At 70.5% G+C, this 22,970-nt stretch carries 24 protein-coding genes; 15 read left to right on the top strand and 9 right to left on the bottom strand.

Annotated features, from left to right (window positions below):
* Positions 1-27: 27 nt before the first annotated feature.
* From F0U63_RS34180 to F0U63_RS34165, 4 genes are all read right to left on the bottom strand, one after another.
* Complete coding sequence (locus F0U63_RS34180; protein ID WP_395836541.1) at positions 28-1,911, bottom strand: DNA mismatch repair protein MutS; 1,884 nt, start codon at positions 1,909-1,911, stop codon at positions 28-30.
* Positions 1,912-2,042: 131 nt separating this feature from the next.
* On the bottom strand, positions 2,043-2,789 hold the full coding sequence (gene mrpC / locus F0U63_RS34175) for a Crp/Fnr family transcriptional regulator MrpC (protein ID WP_002621158.1): 747 nt from the start codon (positions 2,787-2,789) through the stop codon (positions 2,043-2,045).
* Positions 2,790-3,070: 281 nt separating this feature from the next.
* Positions 3,071-4,501, bottom strand: a complete 1,431-nt coding sequence (locus F0U63_RS34170; RefSeq protein WP_395836539.1) for a sigma-54-dependent transcriptional regulator — start codon at positions 4,499-4,501, stop codon at positions 3,071-3,073.
* A 5-nt stretch (positions 4,502-4,506) separates the two neighbouring features.
* Entirely contained in the window at positions 4,507-5,511 is a 1,005-nt protein-coding gene (locus F0U63_RS34165; RefSeq protein WP_395836537.1) for an ATP-binding protein, read from the bottom strand.
* A 271-nt stretch (positions 5,512-5,782) separates the two neighbouring features.
* Between F0U63_RS34165 and F0U63_RS34160 the strand changes: the two genes are divergently transcribed.
* Entirely contained in the window at positions 5,783-6,043 is a 261-nt protein-coding gene (locus tag F0U63_RS34160; protein ID WP_002621155.1) for a hypothetical protein, read from the top strand.
* Between the two features lie 47 nt (positions 6,044-6,090).
* Here the strand turns inward: F0U63_RS34160 and F0U63_RS34155 are convergent, their stop codons facing one another.
* Entirely contained in the window at positions 6,091-8,343 is a 2,253-nt protein-coding gene (locus F0U63_RS34155; RefSeq protein WP_395836535.1) for a hypothetical protein, read from the bottom strand.
* Positions 8,340-9,647: an ATP-binding protein gene (locus F0U63_RS34150; RefSeq protein WP_395836533.1), complete on the bottom strand. Its 1,308-nt coding sequence runs from the start codon at positions 9,645-9,647 to the stop codon at positions 8,340-8,342. Before F0U63_RS34150 ends, F0U63_RS34155 begins: the two co-directional genes overlap by 4 nt.
* Positions 9,648-9,953: 306 nt before the next feature.
* On the opposite strand from F0U63_RS34150, the gene F0U63_RS34145 reads away from it, so the two are divergent.
* From F0U63_RS34145 to F0U63_RS34105, 9 genes are all read left to right on the top strand, one after another.
* A complete protein-coding gene (locus F0U63_RS34145) occupies positions 9,954-10,337 on the top strand; it encodes a hypothetical protein (RefSeq protein ID WP_395836531.1) in 384 nt (127 codons plus the stop codon).
* Between the two features lie 83 nt (positions 10,338-10,420).
* On the top strand, positions 10,421-11,428 hold the full coding sequence (locus tag F0U63_RS34140; RefSeq protein WP_395836529.1) for an SPFH domain-containing protein: 1,008 nt from the start codon (positions 10,421-10,423) through the stop codon (positions 11,426-11,428).
* Positions 11,425-12,327: an SPFH domain-containing protein gene (locus F0U63_RS34135; RefSeq protein ID WP_395836527.1), complete on the top strand. Its 903-nt coding sequence runs from the start codon at positions 11,425-11,427 to the stop codon at positions 12,325-12,327. Before F0U63_RS34140 ends, F0U63_RS34135 begins: the two co-directional genes overlap by 4 nt.
* Before the next feature lie 133 nt (positions 12,328-12,460).
* A complete protein-coding gene (locus tag F0U63_RS34130; protein WP_395836525.1) occupies positions 12,461-12,886 on the top strand; it encodes an MGMT family protein in 426 nt (141 codons plus the stop codon).
* Positions 12,887-12,927: 41 nt separating this feature from the next.
* Positions 12,928-14,289 (top strand): amidohydrolase family protein, encoded by a 1,362-nt coding sequence (locus F0U63_RS34125; RefSeq protein WP_395836523.1) that lies wholly within the window; start codon positions 12,928-12,930, stop codon positions 14,287-14,289.
* Complete coding sequence (locus F0U63_RS34120; protein WP_395836521.1) at positions 14,286-15,272, top strand: class I SAM-dependent rRNA methyltransferase; 987 nt, start codon at positions 14,286-14,288, stop codon at positions 15,270-15,272. Before F0U63_RS34125 ends, F0U63_RS34120 begins: the two co-directional genes overlap by 4 nt.
* Positions 15,273-15,355: 83 nt before the next feature.
* On the top strand, positions 15,356-16,510 hold the full coding sequence (locus F0U63_RS34115) for a serine/threonine protein kinase (protein WP_395848471.1): 1,155 nt from the start codon (positions 15,356-15,358) through the stop codon (positions 16,508-16,510).
* A gap of 1 nt (position 16,511) precedes the next feature.
* On the top strand, positions 16,512-17,306 hold the full coding sequence (gene truA / locus F0U63_RS34110) for a tRNA pseudouridine(38-40) synthase TruA (RefSeq protein ID WP_395836519.1): 795 nt from the start codon (positions 16,512-16,514) through the stop codon (positions 17,304-17,306).
* 49 nt (positions 17,307-17,355) lie between these two features.
* Positions 17,356-18,048, top strand: coding sequence for a hypothetical protein (locus tag F0U63_RS34105; RefSeq protein ID WP_395836517.1), 693 nt, complete (start codon positions 17,356-17,358; stop codon positions 18,046-18,048).
* A 25-nt stretch (positions 18,049-18,073) separates the two neighbouring features.
* Here F0U63_RS34105 and F0U63_RS34100 read toward each other — a convergent pair whose 3' ends face one another.
* Complete coding sequence (locus F0U63_RS34100) at positions 18,074-18,442, bottom strand: translation initiation factor (RefSeq protein ID WP_395836515.1); 369 nt, start codon at positions 18,440-18,442, stop codon at positions 18,074-18,076.
* Between the two features lie 5 nt (positions 18,443-18,447).
* Positions 18,448-18,681, bottom strand: a complete 234-nt coding sequence (locus F0U63_RS34095; RefSeq protein ID WP_002621142.1) for a hypothetical protein — start codon at positions 18,679-18,681, stop codon at positions 18,448-18,450.
* Positions 18,682-18,824: 143 nt separating this feature from the next.
* On the opposite strand from F0U63_RS34095, the gene F0U63_RS34090 reads away from it, so the two are divergent.
* The 4 genes from F0U63_RS34090 to F0U63_RS34075 all read left to right on the top strand — a co-directional run bounded on the left by F0U63_RS34090 (position 18,825) and on the right by F0U63_RS34075 (position 20,259).
* Positions 18,825-18,962, top strand: coding sequence for a hypothetical protein (locus tag F0U63_RS34090; RefSeq protein ID WP_187344977.1), 138 nt, complete (start codon positions 18,825-18,827; stop codon positions 18,960-18,962).
* Complete coding sequence (locus F0U63_RS34085; protein ID WP_395836512.1) at positions 18,959-19,690, top strand: helix-turn-helix domain-containing protein; 732 nt, start codon at positions 18,959-18,961, stop codon at positions 19,688-19,690. The genes F0U63_RS34090 and F0U63_RS34085 overlap by 4 nt, the downstream gene beginning before the upstream one ends.
* 98 nt (positions 19,691-19,788) lie before the next feature.
* The gene (locus tag F0U63_RS34080; RefSeq protein WP_395836510.1) at positions 19,789-20,055 is read left to right on the top strand and encodes a hypothetical protein; all 267 of its coding nucleotides are present in this window, start codon (positions 19,789-19,791) and stop codon (positions 20,053-20,055) included.
* 3 nt (positions 20,056-20,058) lie between these two features.
* Positions 20,059-20,259, top strand: coding sequence for a hypothetical protein (locus F0U63_RS34075; protein WP_395836508.1), 201 nt, complete (start codon positions 20,059-20,061; stop codon positions 20,257-20,259).
* Between the two features lie 207 nt (positions 20,260-20,466).
* Here the strand turns inward: F0U63_RS34075 and F0U63_RS34070 are convergent, their stop codons facing one another.
* On the bottom strand, positions 20,467-22,086 hold the full coding sequence (locus tag F0U63_RS34070) for a hypothetical protein (RefSeq protein WP_395836506.1): 1,620 nt from the start codon (positions 22,084-22,086) through the stop codon (positions 20,467-20,469).
* 196 nt (positions 22,087-22,282) lie between these two features.
* Between F0U63_RS34070 and F0U63_RS34065 the strand changes: the two genes are divergently transcribed.
* Complete coding sequence (locus tag F0U63_RS34065; protein WP_395836504.1) at positions 22,283-22,963, top strand: GNAT family N-acetyltransferase; 681 nt, start codon at positions 22,283-22,285, stop codon at positions 22,961-22,963.
* The last annotated feature ends 7 nt before the right edge of the window (positions 22,964-22,970 follow it).

The following is a 22,970-nucleotide window of genomic DNA, read 5'->3' as shown; positions in this document are numbered from 1 at the left end:
ACGAGGCAGGCAGGCGTGATTCCTCGATCAGGAGAGGCTTTCACCCGGAGTGGAACGGAGCGGGACGGGAGGTGAGTCCTCCACGGGAACGCCGGCCATCTTCAGGACGCGCAGGGCGTTGGTGGTGTCCACGACGCCGGGGCGCAGGTGGTAGTCGAATACCATCTTCCCGTCCTCCAGGTGATCGCGGAAGTGCATGTTGACCACCCGGCCGCCGTACTCCTCGGCGAGGCTGGCGAGGGACAGGTCGTGCGTGGTGACGCCGCCGCTGGCGCCGGTGGCGAGCAACAGGCGCAGCACCTCGCGCGAGGCGATCTGCCGCTCGCGGGTGTTGGTGCCGAGCAGGATTTCATCCAGGAGGAAGAGCGCCTGGCCGCGGGCGGCGCTCGCCGCGTCCAGCACGGCCTTGATGCGCTGCACCTCGGCGTAGAAGTAGGACACGCCCCGCTCCAGGGAGTCCTTCACGCGCATGCTGGTGAGCACCTGCACGGGCGAGACGCGGAAGGCGCGCGCGCAGACGGGGGCACCGGCCAGGGCGAGCACCGTGTTGAGCCCCAGGGCGCGCAGCAGCGTCGTCTTGCCCGACATGTTGGAGCCGGTGAGCAGCAGCGCGCACCCGGGCCCCGGCAGCTCCACGTCATTGAGCACGGGGGCGTCCAGCAGCGCGTGGCCCATGCCCTCCGCCTTCACCCGGGGCCCCGTCTCCTCGAGCGTGGGCCAGACGAAGCGCGGCCGATCATACGCCAGCCCCGCGAGGCACGAGAGCGCCTCCAGCTCCGCCAGGGCCTCGAACCAGCCGCGCACCTGGGTGCCATGGCGCTGCTTCCAGCGCTCCAGGGCGAACATCGCGTGCACGTCCCACAGGGTGAACAGGTGCACCAGCGGGTGGAACTGGTGCCGTTTGAGCTCCACGAAGGAGTAGAGGAAGCTGAAGCGCTTGAGGTGCGAGGACACGGGCTCGTGCGTCTCGCGCTGCATGCCGCCCTGGATGCGGCGCAGCTCCGGGTGCTCGAAGCGCTCGCGCTCCACGCGCTCGAAGACGGGGGCATAGCGCACGAAGCCCCGCTCGCCCGCGCTCATGCGCTCCTCCATGGCCTGCAGCCGCCCCCGGGTCAGCATCACCACGCCGAGCTGGGCGAACAGCCCGAGCCACCACGCCCACCCGGGGAGCAGCTCGAGCTGGCCCAGCACGAAGAGCGTCAGGGTGATGGGGGGCAGGAGGAGCGCCACGGGCCGGGCCCATTGAATGTCCGTGAGCGCGGGGCCGCTCTCCGCCCAGGCGATGAACAGCGCCGGGTCCGCCTTCTCCCGGGCCACCGTGCGCGCCTCCACGCACACCTCCTGACGGAAGTCCAACCGGGGGATGAGCTCGCGCGCCGCCTCCTGCCGGGTGCGCACCTCGGACGCCGTCGCCGGCGCGGACAGCCACGCCGCCAGCCGCTCCTCGCCCGCGCGTGTCGCCGTCTCGTTCATGAGCTGGAAGACACTGCCCTGGCCGAAGACGTCCAGGTCCGCCGCGTACAGGTGCGAGCCCGACAGGAAGCGCTCCCCGCGCTCGGGGAAGTCGTGCCAGCCGCGCGTCATCCGGGCGAGGCCGCGGGCGTTGAGTTGAACGAACTGTCGCTGCCGCGCCTCGCGCAGGAACACCTGGTGGTGCAACACCGCCAGCACGATGTAGACGAGCAGGGCCAGTCCGGCGGCCCACCACCCCGTCCGGGGCAACCGGCCGAACATGACGGCCACCGCCACCGCGGCGCCGGCGGTGAAGACGACGGCGCGCAGGTTGGCGTAGCGGGCACTGACCGTGTCCAGCCGCCGCAGCTCCGCCTCGGCGGTGGTGCGGCGCTCGGTGTACGTGCGATCGGGAAGGGCGGAGTCGAAGGGGGCGGGAGTCGTCACGGGCCCGCGCATGCTGGGTCTCCCGGACGGAGGGAGCAAGCCCGGAGACACGCGGAGCGCGCGAAAAAGAAGAACCCCGGCGCCCACCCCGGGTGACGGGAGGCGGCCGGGGCCTGGAGCTTCCCGGAGGGGAAACGGCGGGACTACTTCTCCTTGGAGGCCAGCTTGCGCAGTGCCTTCTGGTCGCGGATGCAGAGGATGCGGCCCACGTTGCCGAGCACGCCATCGCGCTTCATCTCGTTGATGAGCGTGGAGACGAAGGAGCGCGAGGCGCCCACCAGGTCCGCCAGATCCTGCTGGGTGATGCCGCGCAGGTCGGTCTCGCCGCCGTGCGGGCAGCGCTCGCCGTGGGCCTCGGCCAGGGTGAGCAGGGTGTCGGCCAGCCGGGCCGGCACTTCCTTGAAGGTGAGGCCCAGCACGCGCTTGCGCAGCGAGCGCACGCGCTCGGCGTAGGCGCGCACCACGTCCACCGCCAGGGCCGGCCGCGCCTCGAGCTGCGCGCGGAAGTCACGTCCCTCGATGCTCCACACCTCGGCCTCACCCGACGCGATCGCCATCTCCTCGACCGGCGTGCCCTCCGGACGGAACAGCTCGCCGAACAAGTCCCCCGCGCGCAGGATGCTCACCACCGAGCGCGAGCTGTTCTTGCCCAGCCGCATCAGGCGCACGCGCCCGCTCTTGAGCAGGTACACGCGGTCCGTCGTGTCGCCGGGGCGGTAGATGACGGAGTTGTGGGGGAAGGACTCAACCTTGAAGTAGCCCTTGAAGTCGATCGCCTCCTGACCGGGCACCAGCTTGTTGGCCGTGACGAGCATGCCGGAGCTCGTGGTCTGGATGGGGGCAACGACGTTGGAACCGATGGGACCGAGGGGGCGGTTGAAACCGTGCATGGCGGGCACTCCTGCAGGCGGTTGAGGGTTTGGAAGAGGGGTTGCTGTGCTGCGAACGGAACAGTCCCTTTCCAAGCTTTGTGCCAACCCCAACGTTCTTTCCAAATCCTGAAAAAGCCTGCGATGACGCCTACTTAGCGATGCGCCGCGCCGTGACGTGGTTTCGAATGTCCGAAAGCTGAAACAGAACGTTCAAACAGTCTGATCAATTTGAACGTTTCGTTCAATCCGGTGGAGGTGGTGTTGGAGGACCGACACTGTCCACCGGCGAGCCTTTGCCCCTACGGCTGATGATCCTGTCGGACTCCGTACTTCTGGAGCTTGCGCTCGAGCGTGGGGCGACTGATGCCGAGGATCTGGCACGTCTTGCCCTTGTGGCCCTTGGTCACGTTGAGGGTGAGCTCGATGAGCATCCGCTCCGCCTCTTCCAGGGTGGGGATGAGGTTGGGGTCGGCGATGGGGGAGGCGAGGAAGTTGGGCAGGCCGTTGGCGGCGGAGGGGCCCGGGGCGTGGCCGTGCTCGGAGGGGGTGGGCTCCAGGGCGGGGAGGCTCTCGGCGAGCAGCACCTCACCCGGGGCGAGCACCACGGCGCGCGTGAGCACGTTCTCCAGCTCGCGCACGTTGCCGCGCCAGGGCAGGCGCGTGAGGTGCTCGAGCACCTCCGGGGGCACGCGGGTGACGCGCTTGTGCACCTTCTCGTTGATGCGCTCGAGCAGGTGGTGCACCAGCGGGGGGATGTCCTCGCGCCGCTCGCGCAAGGGGGGCAGCTGCAGGGTGATGACCTTGAGGCGCTGGTAGAGGTCCTCGCGGAAGCGCCCCGCGGCCACCTCGTCCGCCAGGTGGCGGTGGGTGGCGGCGATGACGCGCGCGCGCAGTTTTATCCGCTTGACGCCGCCCACGCGCTCGAACTCGCGCTCCTGGAGCACGCGCAAGAGCTTGGCCTGGAGCATCAGCGACATGTCGCCGATTTCATCCAGGAAGATGGTGCCATCCTCGGCCATCTCGAACTTGCCGGGCTTCACGGCGCTGGCGCCCGTGAAGGCGCCCTTCTCGTGGCCGAACAGCTCGCTCTCCAGGAGCGTGTCCACGATGGCCGAGCAGTTGATGCCGATGAAGGGCTTCACCTCGTCATAGGAGTAGTTGTGGATGACGCGGGCGATGAGCTCCTTGCCCGTGCCGCTCTCGCCGTGGATGAGCACGGTGGCGTGGCTGCCGGCCACCTTGCCAATCTCCTTGACGAGCTGCTGCATGAGGGGGCTCGTCCCCACGATGTCGCCCAGGCGCGCCGCGGCGCTCTCCACGTTCACCGTGGCGGCGCGGCGCGACAGCTGCCGGTACTCCAGGGCGCGCGCCACCACGATGTCCAGGGCGGCCAGGTCCGGAAAGGGCTTGTGGATGTAGTCGAAGGCCCCCGCCTTCATCGCCCGGATGGTGGTCTCCATGTCATGGAAGGCCGTCACGAGGATGATGCGCGCGTCGCCGCACAGGTCCTTCATCTCCTCGATGATGTCCAGGCCCGTGCGGTCCGGCAGCTTCATGTCGAGGATGACGACGCTCGGCTGGGCCTCCTCCGCCAGCCGCAGTCCCTCGGAGGCGCGCGTGGCCGTCACCACCTGGTAGCGCGGAGCCCCGTCGTGCTCGATGTCCTCGAAGTGCATCTTCAAGGATTCGAGCAGGGACAGGTCGTCGTCGACGATGAGAAGCGTCTCCATGGCCCTCAGACCGTAAAGGTAAGGGTGAAGACCGTGCCCCCGTGGGGTCCAGCCTCGGCGGACACGTCGCCCCCCTGGTGCACCAGCACGCGGCGCAGGGCCGCGAGCGACAAGCCCGCGCCTCGTGCCAGACTGCTCTCGAAGGGGACGAACAGCGAGCCGCGCTCCTCCTCGGAGAGCGTGCCGGCCGTGTCCTCCAGCACCACGCGCACCCGTCCCGGCGGACCCGGGTGGATGGTCACTGGCACCTGGGTGCCCGCCGCCTGGCCCATGGCCACGTTGAGCAGCACCTGGGCGAGCACGGGCCTCAGCCGGCCGGGCTCCACCCGCACGCGCGGCACCTCCCCGCGCTCCGTCACGCGCACCTCCACCTGGCGCTCGGCCAGCTCCGGCGCCACCACGGCCGCGGCTTCCTCCAAGAGGGTGCGCGCGGCGTGCGGCTCCAGGGTGGGGGTGGTGTCCCGGGCGTACTCGGACAAGAGCCACAGCATGCGCTCCAGGGTGCGCACCTCCCGGTTGGCGATGGTCAACCGGCGTTGATCCCGCTCGGACAGGCCGGTGTTGCGCGCCAGTGTCTGCACCGCCATCTTCACGGAGCTCAGGGGGTTGCGCAGCTCGTGGCTGAGCTGCGAGGCGAGGCCGGAGAGCTGCACCGGCGGGGCGTCCTTGAGCAGGGCCCGCAGGTCCAACACCACCGCGCTGGCCTCACCCGCCTCCAGCCCGAGCGCCAACCGCAGCGGCACCGGATCCTGGGAGCCGAACGTGCCCGGCAGGAACTCCACCGCCCGGCGATCCTCGCGCGCCAGGGCGTCGAGCGCCCGGACCTTCTCGGCGGTGGTTCCCAGCACCACCTCGAGGGGGCGATCCACCATCTCCGAGGCGGGGCGGCGCAGCACGCTCTCGCAGTCCCCCCCGGCGCGGGTCACGCGCAGACTCGGAGACCAGGACAACTGGACGGCTTGCAGCAGCTGGACGGTCATGGGCAGGCACGAACCATAACGAGCCGCCATGGTGGGGGGACCCCTTCATGGCGCCGCGGTTTCCCTTTAGAATTCAATACATTGGAGCGCTACCCATTGGGAAGGCGCTTTGAGAGGGCCCGGGGGTGTCCACCCCTCGACAGAGGAGCGGGGGAGAGACCAGGGAGGAGGAGCCCCGGAAATTCCAGGGAAGTGCGATCATCCTCCTGATGACGGATAGAGCGGCAAGGGGGAGCAAGGTAGCTTGCGCATCGTTGGTGAGGGGCACCCCCCCCCAGTCGTTACTCCCCGGAGGCATCACATGACCACCCAGAAGAGCCAGAAGAAGCTGCTGCGCAAGCGCCGCGGCCAGGGAATGACCGAGTACATCATCATCGTCGCCCTCATCGCCATCGCGGCGATCGGCGTCATCACCCTCTTCGGCAACAACATCCGCAAGCTCTTCGGCGCGTCGGCCGAGGCCCTGGCGGGTAACGAGGACGTGAAGAACACCGGGCAGACGGCCAACCAGCAGCTCCAGCGCAAGAACCTGAAGAACTTCGGTTCGAACAGCGCCGACTGATTCAGGCCGTCCGCGGACGGCTTGATGGTCGCGAGGGCGGTCTCCTCCTATGGAGGGGCCGCCCTTCGTGCTTTGCGGGGCCCGTGCACGAGCACCCACGCGCCCAGGGCCAGCCCCGACAGGAGCGCGCCCCAGCGGAAGCTGCCCGGGCGGTAGTCGAAGCGCACCGTGTGGACTCCGGCGGGCACCGGCACCGCCCGCAGGAGGGCATCGGCCCGTCGCAGGGGCACCGGCGCCCCATCCCGCGTGGCCTCCCACCCCGGGTAGAACCAGTCACTGAGCACCAGGTAGCCCGGGCCACACGCCTCCAGCTCCACCTCCACCCACGCCCGTCCCTCCCGGGTGATGCGCGCCGTCGAGCCCTGGCATCCCGGGCCCGCCAGGGGCTCCCCCTCGGCGAGCAGCGCCTCCCGCCGCAGTGGCTGAGCGGGGTCCACGAAGGCCGCCAGGGCCTCCTCGTCCGAGGCCACGCGCGCGGCATGGACCAGGAAGGCCCTCGGCAGGGCGGTGCCGGAGCGGTAGAGGGTGGGCAGTCCGGGAAGGGCCAGCACGGGTTCCAGATCCTCGAAGGGAGGCGGACCCCGGCGCACGTAGTAGTCCACGCCCAGCACATCGAACGCCGCCCGCGCGCCCGTGCCCGACAGGGACTCCACGTGCCGGGGCTCCGGAGCCCCATAGCCCTCGAGGACGCGCAGGTGCTCCTCCACGAAGCGGTTGGGGACCAGCGCATCCCGGCTGAGCGCGATGTAGGAGCCCCCTTCCTCCTCCGGCGGCGCGGTGCGGGGGCTCGCGGCGCGCGACACGTCGGTGAGCTCGTCCCCGGAGAGCTCCACGCTCACCCGGCCCGTGTACGCGGAGGGGAGGGCGGCGGCGAGGCGGGACGCCCGGCTCAAGGCTTCCATGGGCGCGCTGCCCGTGCCCCCTTGCAACAGGTGGAAGGCCCCCACTTCCAGCAGGGCGAGTCCGGCGAGCAACCCGCGCACCCGGTGGGCCCGGCGGGGACCCGCGGCGGGAAGGCACAGGGCGAGGGCTCCCGCGCCCAGGGCCAGCACCACCCAGGGCAGTCCGGCTTCCACGCCGGGGCGGAAGAGCGGAAGCCGTGTCAGGGGCAGCCCGAGCAGCAGCGCCGCGAAGAGGGCGGCCACCACCCCGGCCACGCCTGGCAACGAGCGGTGTCCCCCTCGCGCCCGGCGGGCGAGGGTGTCCAGTCCGAACGCGGCGAGCACCGCGAGGCAGAACGCCGCCCCGACGAAGTACTTCACCGGGTAGCGGAAGAGGTGGAAGGGCGGCAGTTGGAGGAGGAGCGCGGCGGGAGGCAGGTGGGCTCCGAGCGAGAGCGCCGTGAGGCCCAGGGCGCCGAGCCCGAAGGGCAGCCTCCGCCCCGAGCGCCCGAGGCCCGCGAGCGCCAGGGCACACACGAGGGTGCCCAGGAAGAGCAGGAGGATGAAGAACTGATCCCCGCCCTCCCAATAGCGCGAGCGCGGATGCTCGGCGAAGGGCCACGCCACCGACAGCAACTGGGGCCAGGACAGGGACCACTCCAGGCCATTCATCCCGCCCGTGCTCCGGGTGGAGTGCCGGGCGAACTCCAGCGCGGGCAGGGCCACGAGGGCGCCGAGTGCGCCCCCCCAGGCGAGTCCGCCCCCCACCGCCCCGAGCGCGCGGCCCGTGCGCCGGGTGGAGAGCGCCACGAGGAGGGCGAGCGGGGCCTGCCACAGCCAGGTCTCGGGCGAGCCCGCGAGGAAGGACAGGCCGGCGAAGAGCGCCACCCGCGCGGCGCTCCGGGGTGAGGGGGTGCCCGCGGCCTGGCGCGAGGCGAGCAGCAGGAAGCCCGTCCACGCGGCGGCGCTGGCCACGTTCTGCTGGGTGGCGAGCTCCGTGAAGGGCGCCGAGAGCGCGAAGGCGGCCGCGCCCACCATGGCCGCGGGGCGCGAGGTGCCCAGGTGCCGCGCGAGCCGCCAGGTGCCCGCCGCGGCGATCCCCACGTGCAGCAGGTGTTGCAGGGTGAAGCCGAGCACCGGGCCCGCGAGCAGCACCGTGAGCAGCCGGGGGGGATAGAAGACCTGGGAGTACAGGGTGGCGGCGAAGGGCTGGCCGAGCCTCGGGTAGGGCGTCCACAGGGGAATCTCTCCCGCGCGCAGCGCCTCCAGGAGGAAGGCCGAGTCCGGAAAGAAGATCCGGAAGGCATCCCGTCCCGCGAGCACCTGTCCTCGCAAGAGGGCGCGGTACACGAGCGCCATGCCCAGCAGCAACCCCACCCAGGGCAGCAGCCGCCGTGCCGCCTTCGCGCGCCCGCTCATGAAGAGGGCGGGACGGCGGACGGGGCGGCCGACGCGGAGGGCGCCGTGGGCATGAAGACGCGGAACGTGGTGCCCTTGCCAACCTCGCTCGACACCTCGATGCGCCCGCCCATCGACGTGACGATGCCATGGCAGATGGACAGCCCCAGCCCCGTGCCCACGCCCACGGGCTTGGTGGTGAAGAAGGGCTTGAACAGGCGCTGCAGGTTCTCCGGGGGAATGCCCACCCCCGTGTCCTGCACCGCGATCTCCACCCACCCGTCCGACGCATGGCCCGTGGTGAGCCGCACACAGTGCCCCTTGGCGTCCCCATCCGGAATGGCCTGGGCGGCGTTGACCAGCAGGTTGAGGAAGAGCTGGCCGAGCCGGGACTCGTTGCCGAGCACGGGGGGAATCTGCCCGTACTCCTTCACGAGCTGGGCGCGGTGGCGCAGCTCGCCCCGGGCCAGGCTCGCGCACGAGTCGAGCACCGCGTGGATGTCCACCGGCCCCTGCCGCTCGTCCTCCCGGCGCGAGAAGCTGCGCAGGTCGCGCACGATGTTGCGCATGCGCTCGCCGCCCTCGAGCGACTCCTGCAGCGCCTGGAGGATCTCCTGGGCCTGCTCGTCCGTCATCGGCTGGCCCGCGCCCAGCCGCTCGTTCAGCTCGTCCATCGCGAAGCGCAGGTTGCTCAGCACGTAGGACAAGGGGTTGTTGAGCTCGTGGGCCACACCCGCGGCGAGCGTGCCGAGCGACACCATGCGATCCGTGGAGCGCAGCTTCTCCTGCACCTGCCGGCGCTCGGTGACGTCGCGGGCGATGGACACCCACGCCGGCTCACCCTCGAAGGGGATGGAGAAGGTCACCACCTCGCCGAGCACCGCATGGCCCTGGCGGTGGCGCAGGTGCACCTCGCGCATGACCTCCGTCAGGGGCGCCTGGGTGAGTGGATCCAGCTCTCCGGGCATGAGCAGCTCGCGCACCTCGATGCCCCGCAGGGTGTCCTCCCGCTCGTGGCCCAGCAGGGCCGCGGCCGCCGGGTTGGCGAAGAGCACGCGCCGGGCCCGGTGGACGAAGATGGCGTCCGGCGCGCGCTCGATGAGGGTGCGGAAGCTCGTCTCCGAGCGCCGCAGGGCCTCTTGATCCTGGCTGATGCGCTCGGCCATCTCGTCGAACGCCCGGCCGAGCCGTCCCACCTCGTCCATGCCCCGCAGCCCCGAGCGCACGTGCAGCTCCCCCGCGGCGAGCTGGCGGGCGGCGCTCTCCAGGCGCTGCACCCGCCGCCCCAGCACGAAGTGGAAGAGCACCCCCATCAACCCGGCCACCGCCGCCTGCACCAGGCTCGCGCGCAGCGCGTAGCGCTCGGCCCGGTAGCGCTGCTCGGCCTTGAGCAGCGACAGATCCTGCTGGAGATGGATGAGGCCTATTCTGGGGGGCGTGCCGCCCGGCCCGAGCACCAGGGGATAGGTGGCCTCCACCCGGTGGCCATCCTCGCTCAACCACACCGTGCCCTCGTGCCGCGCCTGGACGCCGTTGCGCCGGGCGGTGACCTCCGCGCTCGTCCAGTCCGGCCAGAGGCGGTGCACCGGCCGGCCGATCCACGAGGGTTGGATGGCGGCCAGCACCATGCCGTGGTCATCGACGAGGATCGCCGCGTTCAGCAGGGAATTGGCCCCCAGCGTGGAGACGACCTGCCGGGCGGCGTCGAGCTGCTCGATGCGCAGCAGGTACTCGAGCGTGCCGCGCAGGGACATCATCTGCAGGGTCAGCTCCTCGAGGGCCTTGTCCTCCACCTGCTTCTCGCGCTGCCGCAGGGTGCGTTGAAGGGTCGTGACACCGAAGCCACAGGCGTAGGCGAGCAGCAGGAGGGGGACGAGCACTCGGAGCGACAGGAGCCGGTGCCATGGCTGGAGTCTCGGCGCATTCATGAAGGGTCGGCCGAGAGGATACCAATCCGGCGGGAGTCCGCCCGGGAGATCCGCGCATCCGGGCCTGGCCGGTCCGCTCCGCAATGAACATTCCGGGCCGTACGGGAGTGGGGCTAAGGTCGCCGGGTCGCGGTGATTTCCCGGCTGGGAGGACCGCGAGGAGGGGACCGATGGACATACTGCAAGATCTGGGCGGTGGATTCCTGCTGGGCGCGTTGGCCTGGTTCGTGGTGCGCTGCATCCTCACGGGCTTCTTCACCGTGGATCAGAGCGAGCGCGCGGTGAAGGTGCGCCTGGGACGCGCGGTGCGGCTGGCGGGCGAGCCCACGACGCGCGAGGGGCCGGTGAGCGAGGGGCTGGCGCGCACGGACGAGGATCGCTACGTCTACCCGCAGCTCGAGGTCATCCAGCCCGGGGGGCCGTACTTCAAATGGCCCTGGGAGAAGGTGATCAAGGTCTCGGTGTCCACGCAGACGCTCAGCATGGCCTACGATCCGGAGTCCCCGGACGCCAACCAGGGCGGCACGGTGCTCGACGCGGTGACCAAGGATCAGCTCAACACCGGGCTCACCGGCCAGCTGCGCTACCGCATCTCCGAGAAGAACCTCTACGCGTACCTGTTCGCGGTGAAGAACCCCATCGCGCACGCCATGGGCTACTTCATCTCCATCCTGCGCGAGCGCATCGCCAGCTTCGAGGCGCCGCCCCCGCCCGCCCCCGAGGGCACGCTGGAGGCCGTCGAGGCCTCGGTCGTCTCCGGGGTCTCCATCAATGATCTGCGCAAGAACCTGCGCGACCTCAACGAGCACATGGACCGGGAGTGCCGGGGCAGCCTGTCGCGCTATGGCCTGGTCCTGGACGCCTCGCTCATCACCGGCATCGATCCGCCCGCGGAGGTGGAGTCGGCGCTCGCGGCGATCAACACCGCGCACAACCACGTCTCCTCCGACATCAGCCTCGCGCAGGCGGCGGCGGACCAGAAGATCGTCCAGTCGCGCCGGGCCGTGGAGATCGAGACCCTCAAGGCCCAGGCGGAGGTGGAGCCCCTGAACGCCATGGCCGAGCAGCTCACCGTGCTCAAGCGCAGCGGGCCGGGCGCGCTCCAGGCCTACCTGCGCAACATCCGCCTCGGCCTCTTCTCCAAGGCGAGCCAGGTGGTGCTGGGGGTGAAGTCATGAGCCTGCTCATCGGACTCATCGCCGGCTTCATCGCCATGGGCGTGGGCGTGCCCGTGGTGCTGGGCCTGTGCCGGATGTTCGGCCTCTACGCCATCGTGGAGGAGCGCACCTGCCGCGTCTATGTATTCCTCGGCAAGGTGCTGGGTGTGCTGGACGAGCCCGGGCTGCACTTCCTGTGGGCCCGGCTCGGGTGGAAGGCGTTCCTGGTCAACTGGTTCGGGCGCTGCCATGTGATCGATCTGCGGCTGGATCAGCAGTACCTGCGCAGCCAGGCCGTCAACTCCGAGGAGGGCGCGCCCATGGGGATCGGCATCTGGTACGAGATGTACATCTCGGATCCCCTCAAGTACCTCTTCGAGAACGCGGATCCGCGCGGCTCGCTGGCGGCCAACGTGAGCAACGCCGCGGTGCGCTGCCTGTCCAACATGAAGCTGGCGGACATGCTGGAGAACCGCCACGGCATGAGCCGCACGGTGCGCGCCGAGGTGTCGCCCATGTCGCATGCCTATGGCTACCAGCTCGGCTCGGTCTACATCCGCAAGGTGCACTTCCGCGACGAGGGGATGATCCGGCAGATCGAGGAGAAGGTGGTCAACCGGCTGCGGCAGGTGACGTCCGCCATCCGCCAGGACGGCGCCAACCAGGTGAGCATCCTCACCAGCTCCGCGGACCGCCAGGCCGCCATCGCCTTCGCCAAGGCGGCCGCCCTGCGCCCGCAGATCGTCGGCGAGGCCCTGCGCCGCATCTCCCAGGATCCCGAGGTGGCCACGGCCATGTTCGAGATCCTCGAGGTGCAGCGGCTCCAGGACGGCACGGCGAAGGTGACGCTCGTGCCCGAGTCGCAGAAGAACGATCTGCTCACGCAGATGTTGGCGGCCTCCCCGGTCCCCACCCGCTGACGGCGTGAGTCATGAGGGTGGGACGCCCGGCCGCCGACCTGACGTGTCGGGTCGTCCATCCTACGGCGGACGTCCTACCGCCTTCCCCAGGGCCGTCCTCCGAGGTAGGACGGGGCATCTGACTGGAGAAGACATGTCCACGACCGTCACCATCACGATGCAGGAGCGCCGGTACTTCGAGCGCATCCACCAGATTGTCGAGCAGGTTCCACGAGGGCAGGTGTCCACCTATGGGGACATCGCGCTCATCGTGGGGGGAGGGTGCGATGCCCGCATCGTCGGGCTCGCCATGGGGGACCTGGGGCCGCGCGCCGTCCAGGTGCCCTGGCAGCGCATCATCAACCGCTCCGGAGGCATCTCCACCCTGGAAGCCGTGGGCCAGCGCGAGCGGCTGCGGGCCGAGGGGGTGGAATTCGACGAGAAGGGCCGGGTGCTGCTGGAGCGCTTCCGCTGGGCCGGACCCACCCCGGAATGGGCCGCCCAGCACGGTTTCACCCCGCTGCCCGCACGCTCCACGGCCAAGGACGAGGAGGACAAGTCCCAGTTGCGGTTGTTCTAGATACCGGCCGGGCGGGGGTCCGTGCGTATACTCCCGCCCCCATGGAAGGCCGTCTGGTCCTCAAGAATTGCTCCATCTTCCGCGCGGACGGCCGGGGCCGCGCCGGAATGGCCGTTGTCATCGAGGGTGGTCTCATCCGCCGGGTCGGCCCCGACGAGGAGATCCCCGTGCTGCCGGGAGACTGGGAGGTGGCGTGCCGGGGCCGGCTGGTGATGCCGGGCCTGGTGGACTGCCACTCCCATCTGGTGGGGGATGTGATCATGCCCCCCTCGAGCGAGCTGCTGCTGCATCCCCCCCACATCCGCATGGAGCACGAGCGTCTGTTGTCCTCGTTCCTCACCGCCGCGGACGTGGAGGTGCTGTCCCGGTTCGCCATGGCGCGCGCCCTGCGCTCGGGCGTCACCCTGTCGGTGGATCACCTGTCCTGTCCGAGGGACGTGATGGGCGGGCTGGAGGCCATGGCCCGCTCGGCGGAGCAGCTCGGCATGCGGCTGGTGGCGAGCCACTGCACGCACGGTCTCGACGGAGACGCCCAGGCCGTGGCCCAGGCGCGCGCCAACGCGGAGTTCGTGCGCAACCAGGGCTCGCACCCCCTGGTGCGGGGCGCGCTCGGCTTCCACTCCTCGTGGACGAGTGGGGACGCGCTGCTCGGGGAGCTGCGCCGCTCGCGCGAGGTCTCGGGCTCGCCCGTCATCTTCCACCTCTCCGAGGGGGATCATGACCTGGCCATCACCTGGGCGAAGCACAACCAGCGCGTGGTGCCCCGGTTGGAGTCCTTCGGGCTGCTCGGGCCGTTGTCGGTGGCCGCGTACGCGCGCTCGGTGGACGACGCCGAGTCCATCCGCCTGGCCGAGTCCGGCACCTGTGTGGCGCTCGGCCCCGCGGCGGCCCTGCTCGTCGAGCCGAGTGGGCGCTCGCTGGAGACGCTGTATGGCCGCCAGAACCTGTTGGGGCTGGGCAGCGCCGGCCACGGCAACCTCTGGGAGGCGTTGTTCGTCGCCCTGGGTACCTCCCTGGGTGCCTCGCGCGGCTCGCGCCTGGTGGATCCGGACGGGGTGCTGGTGCAGCTCTTCTCGGATGGCCCCGCGGAGCTGTGCTCGCGCCTGTTCGGCCTGCCCTCCGGCACGGTGGAGGAGGGGCGGCTGGCGGACCTGGTGGTGTTCGACTGCGTGCCGGCGCTGGATCCGGACAGCGGACAGACGCCGCACATGATCGGCCAGCTGCTGCGCTCCCGGGTGGCGTGGACGGTGGTGGATGGCCGGGTCACCGTGCGCGAGGGGCAGGTGCTCGGCGTGGACGAGGTGGCCCTGGCGCACGAGGCCTCCCTCATCCTGTCGAGGCTGTGGGCCCAGGCCCGGCTGCCGGAGCCCGCGCCTCCGCCCGTGCCGGCGCGCCGGACATGAGCCCTCGGGCCGCTTCCCGGGTGGAGCTGTTGCGCCGGGCCCACGAGCGGCGGGCTCCGCTGCGGGAGCAGCCGGGCACCACCGCCTACCGGCTCGTCCACGGCGCGGCCGATGGGGTGCCCGACGTGACGGTGGATGTCTTCGAGTCGCTCCACGTGGTGAGCCTCTACCGGGACTTCTCCCCGGCCGAGGAGGAGGCGTTGCTCGGGGACGTGGACGCCGCGTGGGCGCCGCCGTGTGTCTACCTCAAGCGCCGGCCCCGTGAGGCGCGCCACCTGGCGAACGTGGCCCGGGAGCAGCTCGCGCCCGAGCAGGCCGTGCGGGGGGCCTCGGTGGAGTCGGTGGTGGCGTGGGAGAACGGGTGCCGCTTCCTCATCCGCCCGGGGCAGGGCCTGTCGGTGGGGCTCTACCTGGACATGCGCGACACCCGGGCGTGGGTGGCCCGGGAGGCGCGCGGGCGCACCGTGCTCAACCTCTTCTCCTACACGTGTGCCTTTGGCGTGACGGCGACGGCGGGAGGGGCGCGGCGGGTGCTCAACATCGACGCGAGCCGGCGGGTGTTGGAGTGGGGTGAGGAGAACGCGCGCCTCAATGGCCAGCCGGTGGACCGGTACGACTACGTGGCGGGGGATGTCTTCGAGTGGTTGGAGCGCCTGGCGCGCAAGGGTGAGGCGTTCGAGCTGGTGGTGGTGGATCCGCCCTCCTTCGCCACCACGCGCACCAGCCGTTTCTCCGCCGCGAGGGACTACGCGTCACTGGCCACCCTGGCCGCGCGGGTGGTGGCCCCGGGAGGACGGCTGGTGGCGTGCTGCAACCTCGCCACGCTGGCGCCCCGCCGCTTCGAGACGATGGTGGCCGAGGGGGTGGCCCGGGCGGGCCGGCGCGCGGGGGCAGGGGAGAGCCTGGGTCCCTCGCCAGTGGACTTCCCGGCCTCCGCGGAGCACCCGGCGGCGCTCAAGGTGCGGGTGCTCGAGCTGGCGTGAGACAGGGAGTGGGGCTCCGCGCAACTCCCCCGCGCAACTCCGTTGTCCGCGCGGACCTGGGAGGCGCTATCGTGCCGCCTCTGATGGCTCCCGTCGCGCCGCGCGCCCCCGTGCCCTTTGGGCAGTACCAACTCCTCGAGCGCATCGCCGTGGGTGGAATGGCGGAGCTGTTCCTGGCCCACCAGTCCGGTCCGGACGGCTTCGACAAGCCCGTGGTCATCAAGCGCATCCGCTCGGAGCTGTCCAAGCAGCCGGCCTTCGTGCGCATGTTCCTCAACGAGGCCCGGCTCGCCGCCCAGCTCAACCACCCCAACATCGTGCAGATCCACGACCTGGGGAAGGTGGAGGACAGCTACTTCATCGCCATGGAGTACCTCTTCGGCCGTGACACGCGCAAGGTGGTGCCCATGGCCGAGTCGCTCGGCATCTCCTTTCCCATGGTGTACGCGCTGAAGATCGCCTCGTCCGTGTGCGAGGGCCTGCACTACGCGCACCAGAAGGTGGACCTGTACGGCTCGCCGCTGAACATCGTCCACCGGGACGTGACGCCGGAGAACATCTTCGTGTGCTTCGACGGCACGGTGAAGGTGCTCGACTTCGGCATCGCCAAGGCGACCAACCGCGCCCAGCAGACGACGCGCGCCGGGGAGCTGCGCGGCAAGCTCAGCTACCTGAGCCCCGAGCAGTGCCTGGGCAAGCCGGTGGACCACCGCAGCGACTTGTTCTCCCTGGGGGCGGTGCTCTACGAGTGGCTCACCGGCTTCCAACTCTTCTCGGGTGACTCGGAGGTGGCGGTGATGCGCGGCATCGTCGAGGGCAAGGTGTATGCGCCCTCGTACTTCCGCGCGGACATCCCCGAGCCCGTGGAAGCCATCCTCATGAAGGCGCTGGAGCGCGACCGGGACAAGCGCTACCCGTCGGCCTGGCACTTCCAGCAGGACCTGGACCGCTTCCTCAACGCGTACGACTTCACGCCCACCCACGTGCACCTGTCCAACTTCCTCAAGCAGCTCTTCCTGCGCGAGCTGGAGGAGGAGCAGGAGCGGCTGCGCTCGGTGCCCCGCACCACCCAGGAACAGGTGCCGGCGTCGGACTCGCCCTCCGGCGGCGAGCACGTGCTTCCCGTGCCCGTCTCCGCCGCGCAGCTCGAGCAGTTGGAGGCGATGGCCCGCCGCAACAACGTCCCCGTGACACGCATGGTGGGCGAGGTCCTCTCCGCCTGGCTCAAGTACCGCTGACATGCCCCGCCTGAAGCTGACGGTCGAATACGACGGCACGAACTACGTGGGGTGGCAGGTCCAACCCAATGGCGTCTCCATCCAGGCGCGGCTGCTGGACGCGGTGGAGAAGCTGCTCGGCGAGCGCGTGCCGGTGGAGGCCGCGGGCCGGACGGACGCGGGCGTGCATGCCACCGGGCAGGTGGTGTGCTTCACCACCGGGCGCGTGCTGCCGCTCAAGGCCTACTGGATGGGGCTCAACAGCCTGTTGCCCGAGGACATCGCCGTCGTCCGGGCCGAGGAGGTTCCCGCCGATTTCGATCCCCGCCGCTGGTCGTTCGGCAAGCGCTACCGCTACCGGGTGAGCAACGCGCCCTCGCGCTCGCCGCTGCTGCGCGCCACGCACTGGGAGGTGTTCGCCCCCTTGGACGTGGAGGCGATGCGGCGCGGCGCGGCCCATCTGGTGGGGCGGCACGACTTCTCCTCCTTCCGCGCCTCGGACTGCCAGGCGGCCCACGCCGTGCGCGAGGTGCGCCGGGTGGACATCCAGGGGGAGAGCCGTGGGGTGCTGTCCTTCACCGTCGAGGGCACCGCCTTCCTCAAGCACATGGTGCGCAACCTCGTGGGCTCCCTGGTGGAGGTGGGCAAGGGCCGCCGGCCCCCGGACTGGATGGCCGAGGTGCTCGCCGCCCGGGACCGCAAGCGCGCCGGCCCCACCGCGCCGGCCCATGGGCTCGTCCTGGAGGAGGTGTTCTATGGGGAGGGCCCGCCCCCTCGTTCCCCCGGCGGCACGGCGGACGGGGGCGACGAGGAGTGAGCGTCCCGGAATGCCTGCCCGGTCAGGCTTGCGCTAGGCTCGCTTCCCCGTGAGCTCCTCGAAGGCTTTTCTCGAACCGCTGCGTGTTCGCATCCGCCGTTTCCAGTTCACCGTGGGGCTGGGGTTTCTCGCCTTGATCCTCGGCTCCATCGTGAGCGTGGCCCTCTCCCAGCGCCTCATTGGCCGGGTCCAGGCGTTGCCCTTCGGCTACGTGCGCTTCGCCATTGGCCTGGGCGTGCAGAACCTGTGGGTGCTCGTCGTGCTGCCCCTGTTGTGCTACGGCGCCGCGCGCATCCTCGAATTGCGCCCCCTGTCCACCGCGCTCGGGGCCGCGCTCACCGGCGAGCTCTTCCTCGTCGCGCTTCAGTTCGTGCAGGACGGCATCGACGGGTGGGTGGAGCGCGGGTGGGTGGTGCTCTCGATGGAGGCGGCCGTGTTCGCCCTGGGCGTCTGGCTCACGCATCGCGCCCTCCAGCGGGGCCGGCACGACGCGGCCCAACAGGCGGTGCAGGCCCAGCAGCGCGCCGCCAGCCGCAAGGACGAATACGCGGAGTTCCTTCGCGAGGCCGAGCGCGCCGGGGAGAAGAGCGCGCAACGTGACGCCCAGAAGAACGAGACGCCCGGCGGCGCGCCCGAGACGCCTCCCTCCTCGCCGGAGCAGCCCGCGCCGCCGCCCGAGTCGCCCCCGCCGGAGCCCGTCGAGCCCACCACCGGGGAGCCGTCGAAGACGCCCGTGGTGTGAGTGTCCCCGGGGGGAGCGCCCGCGCTCAGCCCTGGACCACGCGTTTGACGCCGCGGCGCAGCAGCAGGTCGGGCAGGGAGAAGCGGTGATCTCCCCGGAGCCGCAGCCGCTCTCCCTCCACGGTTCCGGTACACGCGAGGCCCCGCTGGAGCGCCTGCAACCAGACCTGGAGCTCCGCCGCGGGCAGGCCCAGTCCCTCCACCACGGTGAAGTCCTCGCCGCCCTTGCCGCTCTCCCGGCGCACCGTCACGCGCTCGGGCCCCTGGTCGGGTGGGGTGGCGGGGAAGTCCTCCGGACGCAGCTCGGGCTTCGTGGAGGGCAGGGCGTCGCGCAGACCCCCGAGCCTGGCGAAGGGCTGGTGGAACCCCTTGGACTTGTCGTCGTTCCTGGCCACGGCCCTCACTCCTCCTTCGCCCGGGGCATATGCCGCCCCACGAGTCGGGAGAGGAGGGCCTGGAACGCATCGGGACTGATGTCCAACTGCTCGACGACGTGTCCGTAGAGCTGCGCGGTGGGCACGGCGCGCCCGGGGCGCTCCTGCTCGAGCCGGTGCAGGGTGTGCAGGATGATGCGCTCGGCCCGGGTGAGGCCGTCTCGCACGTCGGGGAGATGATCGAAGGGGTGGCCGGACATGGGGGATTGCCTGCCCGGCAGCCTAGTCCAACGGGCCGGGTGCCCGCCCGCCCTGGGGCCTGGATTGACAGCTCCTCCGCTCAAACGGATATTGCGCACGTCCGCTTCTGCGGACATGATTCCGTTATCGGAGACACTTCCTCATGAATCAGGCCGCCGAAGTCATCAACCTCGAAGAGTTCCGGAAGCGGCGTGAGCCCAGGGCCTCGTCGGCCTGGACACACATGCCCATGCACCGCTGGACGCCGGTGTGGGTGTGGGTCATGGTCTGGCCGACGTGAAATCGGTTCGAGAAAACACCCCTCCCTCGTCGGAGGAAGCCGAAGTCGCTCCGGCCAAGGGCCGGAAGCGGGAGCCGGGTGCGAAGAAGGTGGCGCCGCCCGTGGCCGAGGCCCCCTCCTCCGAGGAGGAGTGGGCCTATGAGGTCGCGCACGCGGAGTCGTCCACCGATCTGGCGCCCATTGTCGGACGCAACCTGCGCCGGCTGCGCACCCAGCGGGGCCTGTCCCTGGAGCGGCTCGCCAAGGCCTCGGGCGTGAGCCGGGCGATGCTGGGGCAGATCGAGCTGGGACAGAGCGCGCCCACCATCAACGTCATCTGGAAGATCGCCCGGGCGTTGGGCATCCCGTTCTCGGCGCTGATCAGCACCACGGCCCAGACGGGTACCCGCCTGATGCGCTCCCTGCAGTCCAAGCGGCTGTCCTCCCATGACGGGAAGTTCGTGTCGCGGGCGCTCTTCCCGTTCGACGAGCCCCGGCGCGTGGAGTTCTACGAGCTGCGGCTGGCCGCGCAAGCGACGGAGACGGCGGACGCCCACCCGCCCGGCACCATGGAGAACCTGGTGGTGACGTCGGGCACGGTGGAGATCGATCGGGGCGAGGAGCGCCACGTGCTGAACGCGGGAGACGCCATCCTGTTCGAGGCGGACGTGGCGCATGTCTACCGGAACACCGGCAGCGTGGACTCGGTGATGTACCTGGTGATGACGTACGCGGAAACGGTCGGCTGAGCGGGCCTCGCGCGTCCCCGAAAACACCGAGAGCCGGCGCGGCCCCGTGGGGCGGCACGCCGGCTCTCGTGCTTCGTGCCTGGTGGGGCGCGGACTACTTGGCGTTGCCCATCATCCCCATCATCATGGGCATGCCGTTGCACATCATCATCATCGGCATCCCCATGGCCATCATGGAGTTCATCGCCTCGCAGCACTCCTTCATCATGTCCATCTGCGAGGCGTCCATGGGCATCATCCGGCACATCATGCCGTCCTTGCCCATCTCCATCGTCATCCGGCACATCATCGGCATGCGCATCATCATGGGCATCATCATGGGCATGCCGCCCATCATCGGGTTCATGCCCATCATCGGCATCTGATTCATGCCCATCATCCCGCCCATCATGGGCATGGGCATCATGCCGCCCATCATCGGCATCTGGTTCATGCCCATCATCGGGTTCATGCCCATCATCCCGCCCATCATGGGCATGGGCATCATGCCGCCCATCATCGGCATCTGGTTCATGCCGCTCATCATCGGGTTCATTCCAGACTGCATGGGCATGGGCATGGGCATCTGAGAAGCAGGCATCATGGTGCGTCCTCGCGTGGCTGTGACTGCGTGTATGACTTCGACGCAGCTACGGTAGAGAGCGACGCGCACCGCGACAATCCACCCGATTTTTTTCCTCCAGTGAAACGGAGGGGCCGCCTCCGGCGGCGGATGACGTGTGGGATTCAGTACGGCGAGCCGGGCGGAAGGGGTACCTTGCCCGGCATCTGGCCGTCTAGCGGCACTGGGGCTGTTCGGAGGCTCCGGTGCTGGAGGCGACGAGCCGCAGGAACTCGTCGGGCGCGGGCTCCGCGCCGTTCTCCCAGAGCGTGGCTTCCGCCCAGCACTGCACCCAGTCGGTGTTCCAGTTGGCCGGCAGGGCATTGCACGCGGAGCGGCGCGCGGCGCCTCGCACCCGGGCGTCGTGCTGCACCGCCGCGAACACGTGCGGGGCGAGCCGCTCGAGGAAGGCGCCGGAGAAGGCATGGGGGGGCGGCATGTCGAGTGGATCCGCCGAGATGCCGGCGGGCCCGAAGCCCACGTGCTCCGCGTCCGAGAAGCGCAGCACCCCGGCATCCTGCACCGGCGGCGAGCCCCCCGGAGTGTTCGCGCGCAGGGTGAACTGGTAGGGCGAGCTCCAGTCGTGCGTCAGCACGGAGTAGGTGAAGGTGTCGTAGACGTCCTCGGTCACGGTCTCGGAGAGGCCATCCAGCGCCCGGCCCGCTTCCTCCCGGGCCGCCACCTTCTGCTTGCGCTCCTCGTCGAGCTGGCGCGCCTCGTCACAAGAGGGAGTGCTCGCGGGGGGCGAGTCCGGGCAACCCACGCACGTCGCATCGTGCGCCGGCGGGTTCTTCTTGCACTCCTTGTCCTTCTCCTCGAAGGCCCGCTCGGCCCTGCGCAGCTCGCGCTCGGCGTCTCCAAGCCGATCGCGGGCCCGCTCGAACCTGGGGTTGGGCACCTGCCGCGTGCCGCTCACATAGCGCACGTGGTTCACGTCCTCGGAGACGCGCTCCACCACGCGCTGGACGACCGCGTCCACCTGGAGCACGAGCGGCGAGGGCTGACCGGGCACCGTTCCGTTCTCGGCGCACCGGCTCCCCCGGGGCAGGCCCGAGGCCAGGCTGGAGCACGGCGTGGACAGCCCCTGGGCGATGGGACGGTAGATGGAGCCGTCGAGCCGGGTGTCGACGGGAATGCTGCTCTGGGCGAGGAAGTCCTGCTGGGCGCGCTGGAGCTCGGCGCTCGTGTTGTCCGAGGGGGCCAGGCACCGCGCCGTCGTCCACAGCACGGCGGCGGCGCCTTGCGTTCCCCGGTCGCGCGCGGTGGTCGCGAGCGTCGCGAAGCGCGAGGAGAGCTGGCTCGCGCGCGAGGCGAGGAGATCCTGATAGGCGGCCACGGGAAGCTGGTGTCCCCGGGCCTGGAGGCACGCGAAGCCCGCGACGGCCGAGCCCACCGAGCCGTTCTCCTTCCACTGGCTGGCGCAGCGCTCGGTGTGCAACTGGCTCGCCTTGTCGAGCATCGCGTTGACCTCGGCGTGCTCGGGCAGCAGATCCCGCGCGTCGAGCAGCGGCGGCAGGCAGCGATCCAGATCGCCCGAGTCACACCCCGGCCGGGCGCTGGTGATGGCCTGATCCGTGGCCTTGACGGAGAAGAGGGGCACACGGCCGCAGGCCTCCTCGTCATCGGGCGCGGCGCGGCAGGCGTCGCGGTAGGAGCGCGCCGCGGTCAGGAAGTCGCCGCGGATCGCGGCTTCCCGGGCGCGGTTGAAGGCTTCCCGATAAGCGCTGTTACAACCAGCCAGTAGAAGGAGGGCGAAGACCGAGGTGAATCGTAGCGGGGACGAGGCGGTGTTCATGGCGGAAGAAGGACGCGGGCGAGCGGGAATGGCGCTCCGGACGGGGACCCCGCCCCTCTATTCAGCCCCATCCACCGTCAACTTCCAAACCCCCCTCCTGTCCACTGAAGTCCACTGGCTCCGTCCGGAGGGCGGGGCTTGTTGACGCGATGCGGCGTGGGTCTCACGTTATTAGGAAAGGAGCAGGAGGGCCTCCATGGGTTCCTATCGTCGTTTCCATCCTGGGTTTCGAGAGCGGGTGATGCTCGAGGATGGGACGTGGGCGGAGGTGCGCATGGTGCGACGCGAGGACGCGCAACTCCTGCGGGAGGGGTTCGGGCGGCTGTCTGCGCGGGCCCGCTACCAGCGCTTCCTGTCCGCCAAGCCCCGGCTGACGGACGAGGAGCTGCGCTACCTCACCGAGGTGGATGGGGAGAGCCATGTCGCGCTGGGCGTGGTGACGTGGGATGACCTGGGCCGGGAAGTGGGGCTGGGCGTGGCCCGCTTCTTCCGGCTGGCGGACATGCCCGAGGTCGCCGAGGCGGCCATCACCGTGGTGGACGATGCCCAGGGCAAGGGAATCGGCCGCCTGCTGATGGACAGCCTGGTCCAGGCCGCGCGCGAGCGGGGCGTGGATCGCTTCGAGTTCCGCGTGCTCCCGGGCAACCAGCCCATGAACCGGCTCATCCAGGCGCTCGCCCCGAGTGAGCCCCGGCACGACGGCGAGGCGCTGTGCTTCAGCGTGCCGTTGCACTCGTCCTCGCTCGAGGGCAACGAGCTCCTCCGCCCCCTGCTGTCGCTCGCGGCCCAGGGGGCGCTGACGCTCGTGGGCCCCACGTGCCGCGCCCGGCTGCTGCCGTACACGCCGCTCGCGCGGCCGGAAGTCCACGCCCCCTGAGGGCGCG

Source organism: Cystobacter fuscus (assembly GCF_044360685.1).
GTDB classification, from domain to species: Bacteria; Myxococcota; Myxococcia; order Myxococcales; family Myxococcaceae; genus Cystobacter; species Cystobacter fuscus_C.
Note: the sequence above shows the minus strand (reverse complement) of the source record. Positions and strands in the feature narration are given on the sequence as shown.

Bases quoted from the DNA above. Each gene is read 5' to 3' on its own strand.
- F0U63_RS34070 (WP_395836506.1), bottom strand. From the start codon at position 22,086: ATGAACACCGCCTCGTCCCCGCTACGATTCACCTCGGTCTTCGCCCTC.
- F0U63_RS34130 (WP_395836525.1), top strand. From the start codon at position 12,461: ATGTCCACGACCGTCACCATCACGATGCAGGAGCGCCGGTACTTCGAG.
- mrpC (WP_002621158.1), bottom strand. From the start codon at position 2,789: ATGCACGGTTTCAACCGCCCCCTCGGTCCCATCGGTTCCAACGTCGTT.
- F0U63_RS34170 (WP_395836539.1), bottom strand. From the start codon at position 4,501: ATGGAGACGCTTCTCATCGTCGACGACGACCTGTCCCTGCTCGAATCC.
- F0U63_RS34075 (WP_395836508.1), top strand. From the start codon at position 20,059: ATGCCCATCATCCCGCCCATCATGGGCATGGGCATCATGCCGCCCATC.
- F0U63_RS34120 (WP_395836521.1), top strand. From the start codon at position 14,286: ATGAGCCCTCGGGCCGCTTCCCGGGTGGAGCTGTTGCGCCGGGCCCAC.
- F0U63_RS34095 (WP_002621142.1), bottom strand. From the start codon at position 18,681: ATGTCCGGCCACCCCTTCGATCATCTCCCCGACGTGCGAGACGGCCTC.
- F0U63_RS34115 (WP_395848471.1), top strand. From the start codon at position 15,356: ATGGCTCCCGTCGCGCCGCGCGCCCCCGTGCCCTTTGGGCAGTACCAA.
- F0U63_RS34125 (WP_395836523.1), top strand. From the start codon at position 12,928: ATGGAAGGCCGTCTGGTCCTCAAGAATTGCTCCATCTTCCGCGCGGAC.
- F0U63_RS34160 (WP_002621155.1), top strand. From the start codon at position 5,783: ATGACCACCCAGAAGAGCCAGAAGAAGCTGCTGCGCAAGCGCCGCGGC.
- F0U63_RS34135 (WP_395836527.1), top strand. From the start codon at position 11,425: ATGAGCCTGCTCATCGGACTCATCGCCGGCTTCATCGCCATGGGCGTG.
- F0U63_RS34180 (WP_395836541.1), bottom strand. From the start codon at position 1,911: ATGCGCGGGCCCGTGACGACTCCCGCCCCCTTCGACTCCGCCCTTCCC.
- F0U63_RS34155 (WP_395836535.1), bottom strand. From the start codon at position 8,343: ATGAGCGGGCGCGCGAAGGCGGCACGGCGGCTGCTGCCCTGGGTGGGG.
- truA (WP_395836519.1), top strand. From the start codon at position 16,512: ATGCCCCGCCTGAAGCTGACGGTCGAATACGACGGCACGAACTACGTG.
- F0U63_RS34140 (WP_395836529.1), top strand. From the start codon at position 10,421: ATGGACATACTGCAAGATCTGGGCGGTGGATTCCTGCTGGGCGCGTTG.
- F0U63_RS34065 (WP_395836504.1), top strand. From the start codon at position 22,283: ATGGGTTCCTATCGTCGTTTCCATCCTGGGTTTCGAGAGCGGGTGATG.
- F0U63_RS34165 (WP_395836537.1), bottom strand. From the start codon at position 5,511: ATGGCGGCTCGTTATGGTTCGTGCCTGCCCATGACCGTCCAGCTGCTG.
- F0U63_RS34090 (WP_187344977.1), top strand. From the start codon at position 18,825: ATGAATCAGGCCGCCGAAGTCATCAACCTCGAAGAGTTCCGGAAGCGG.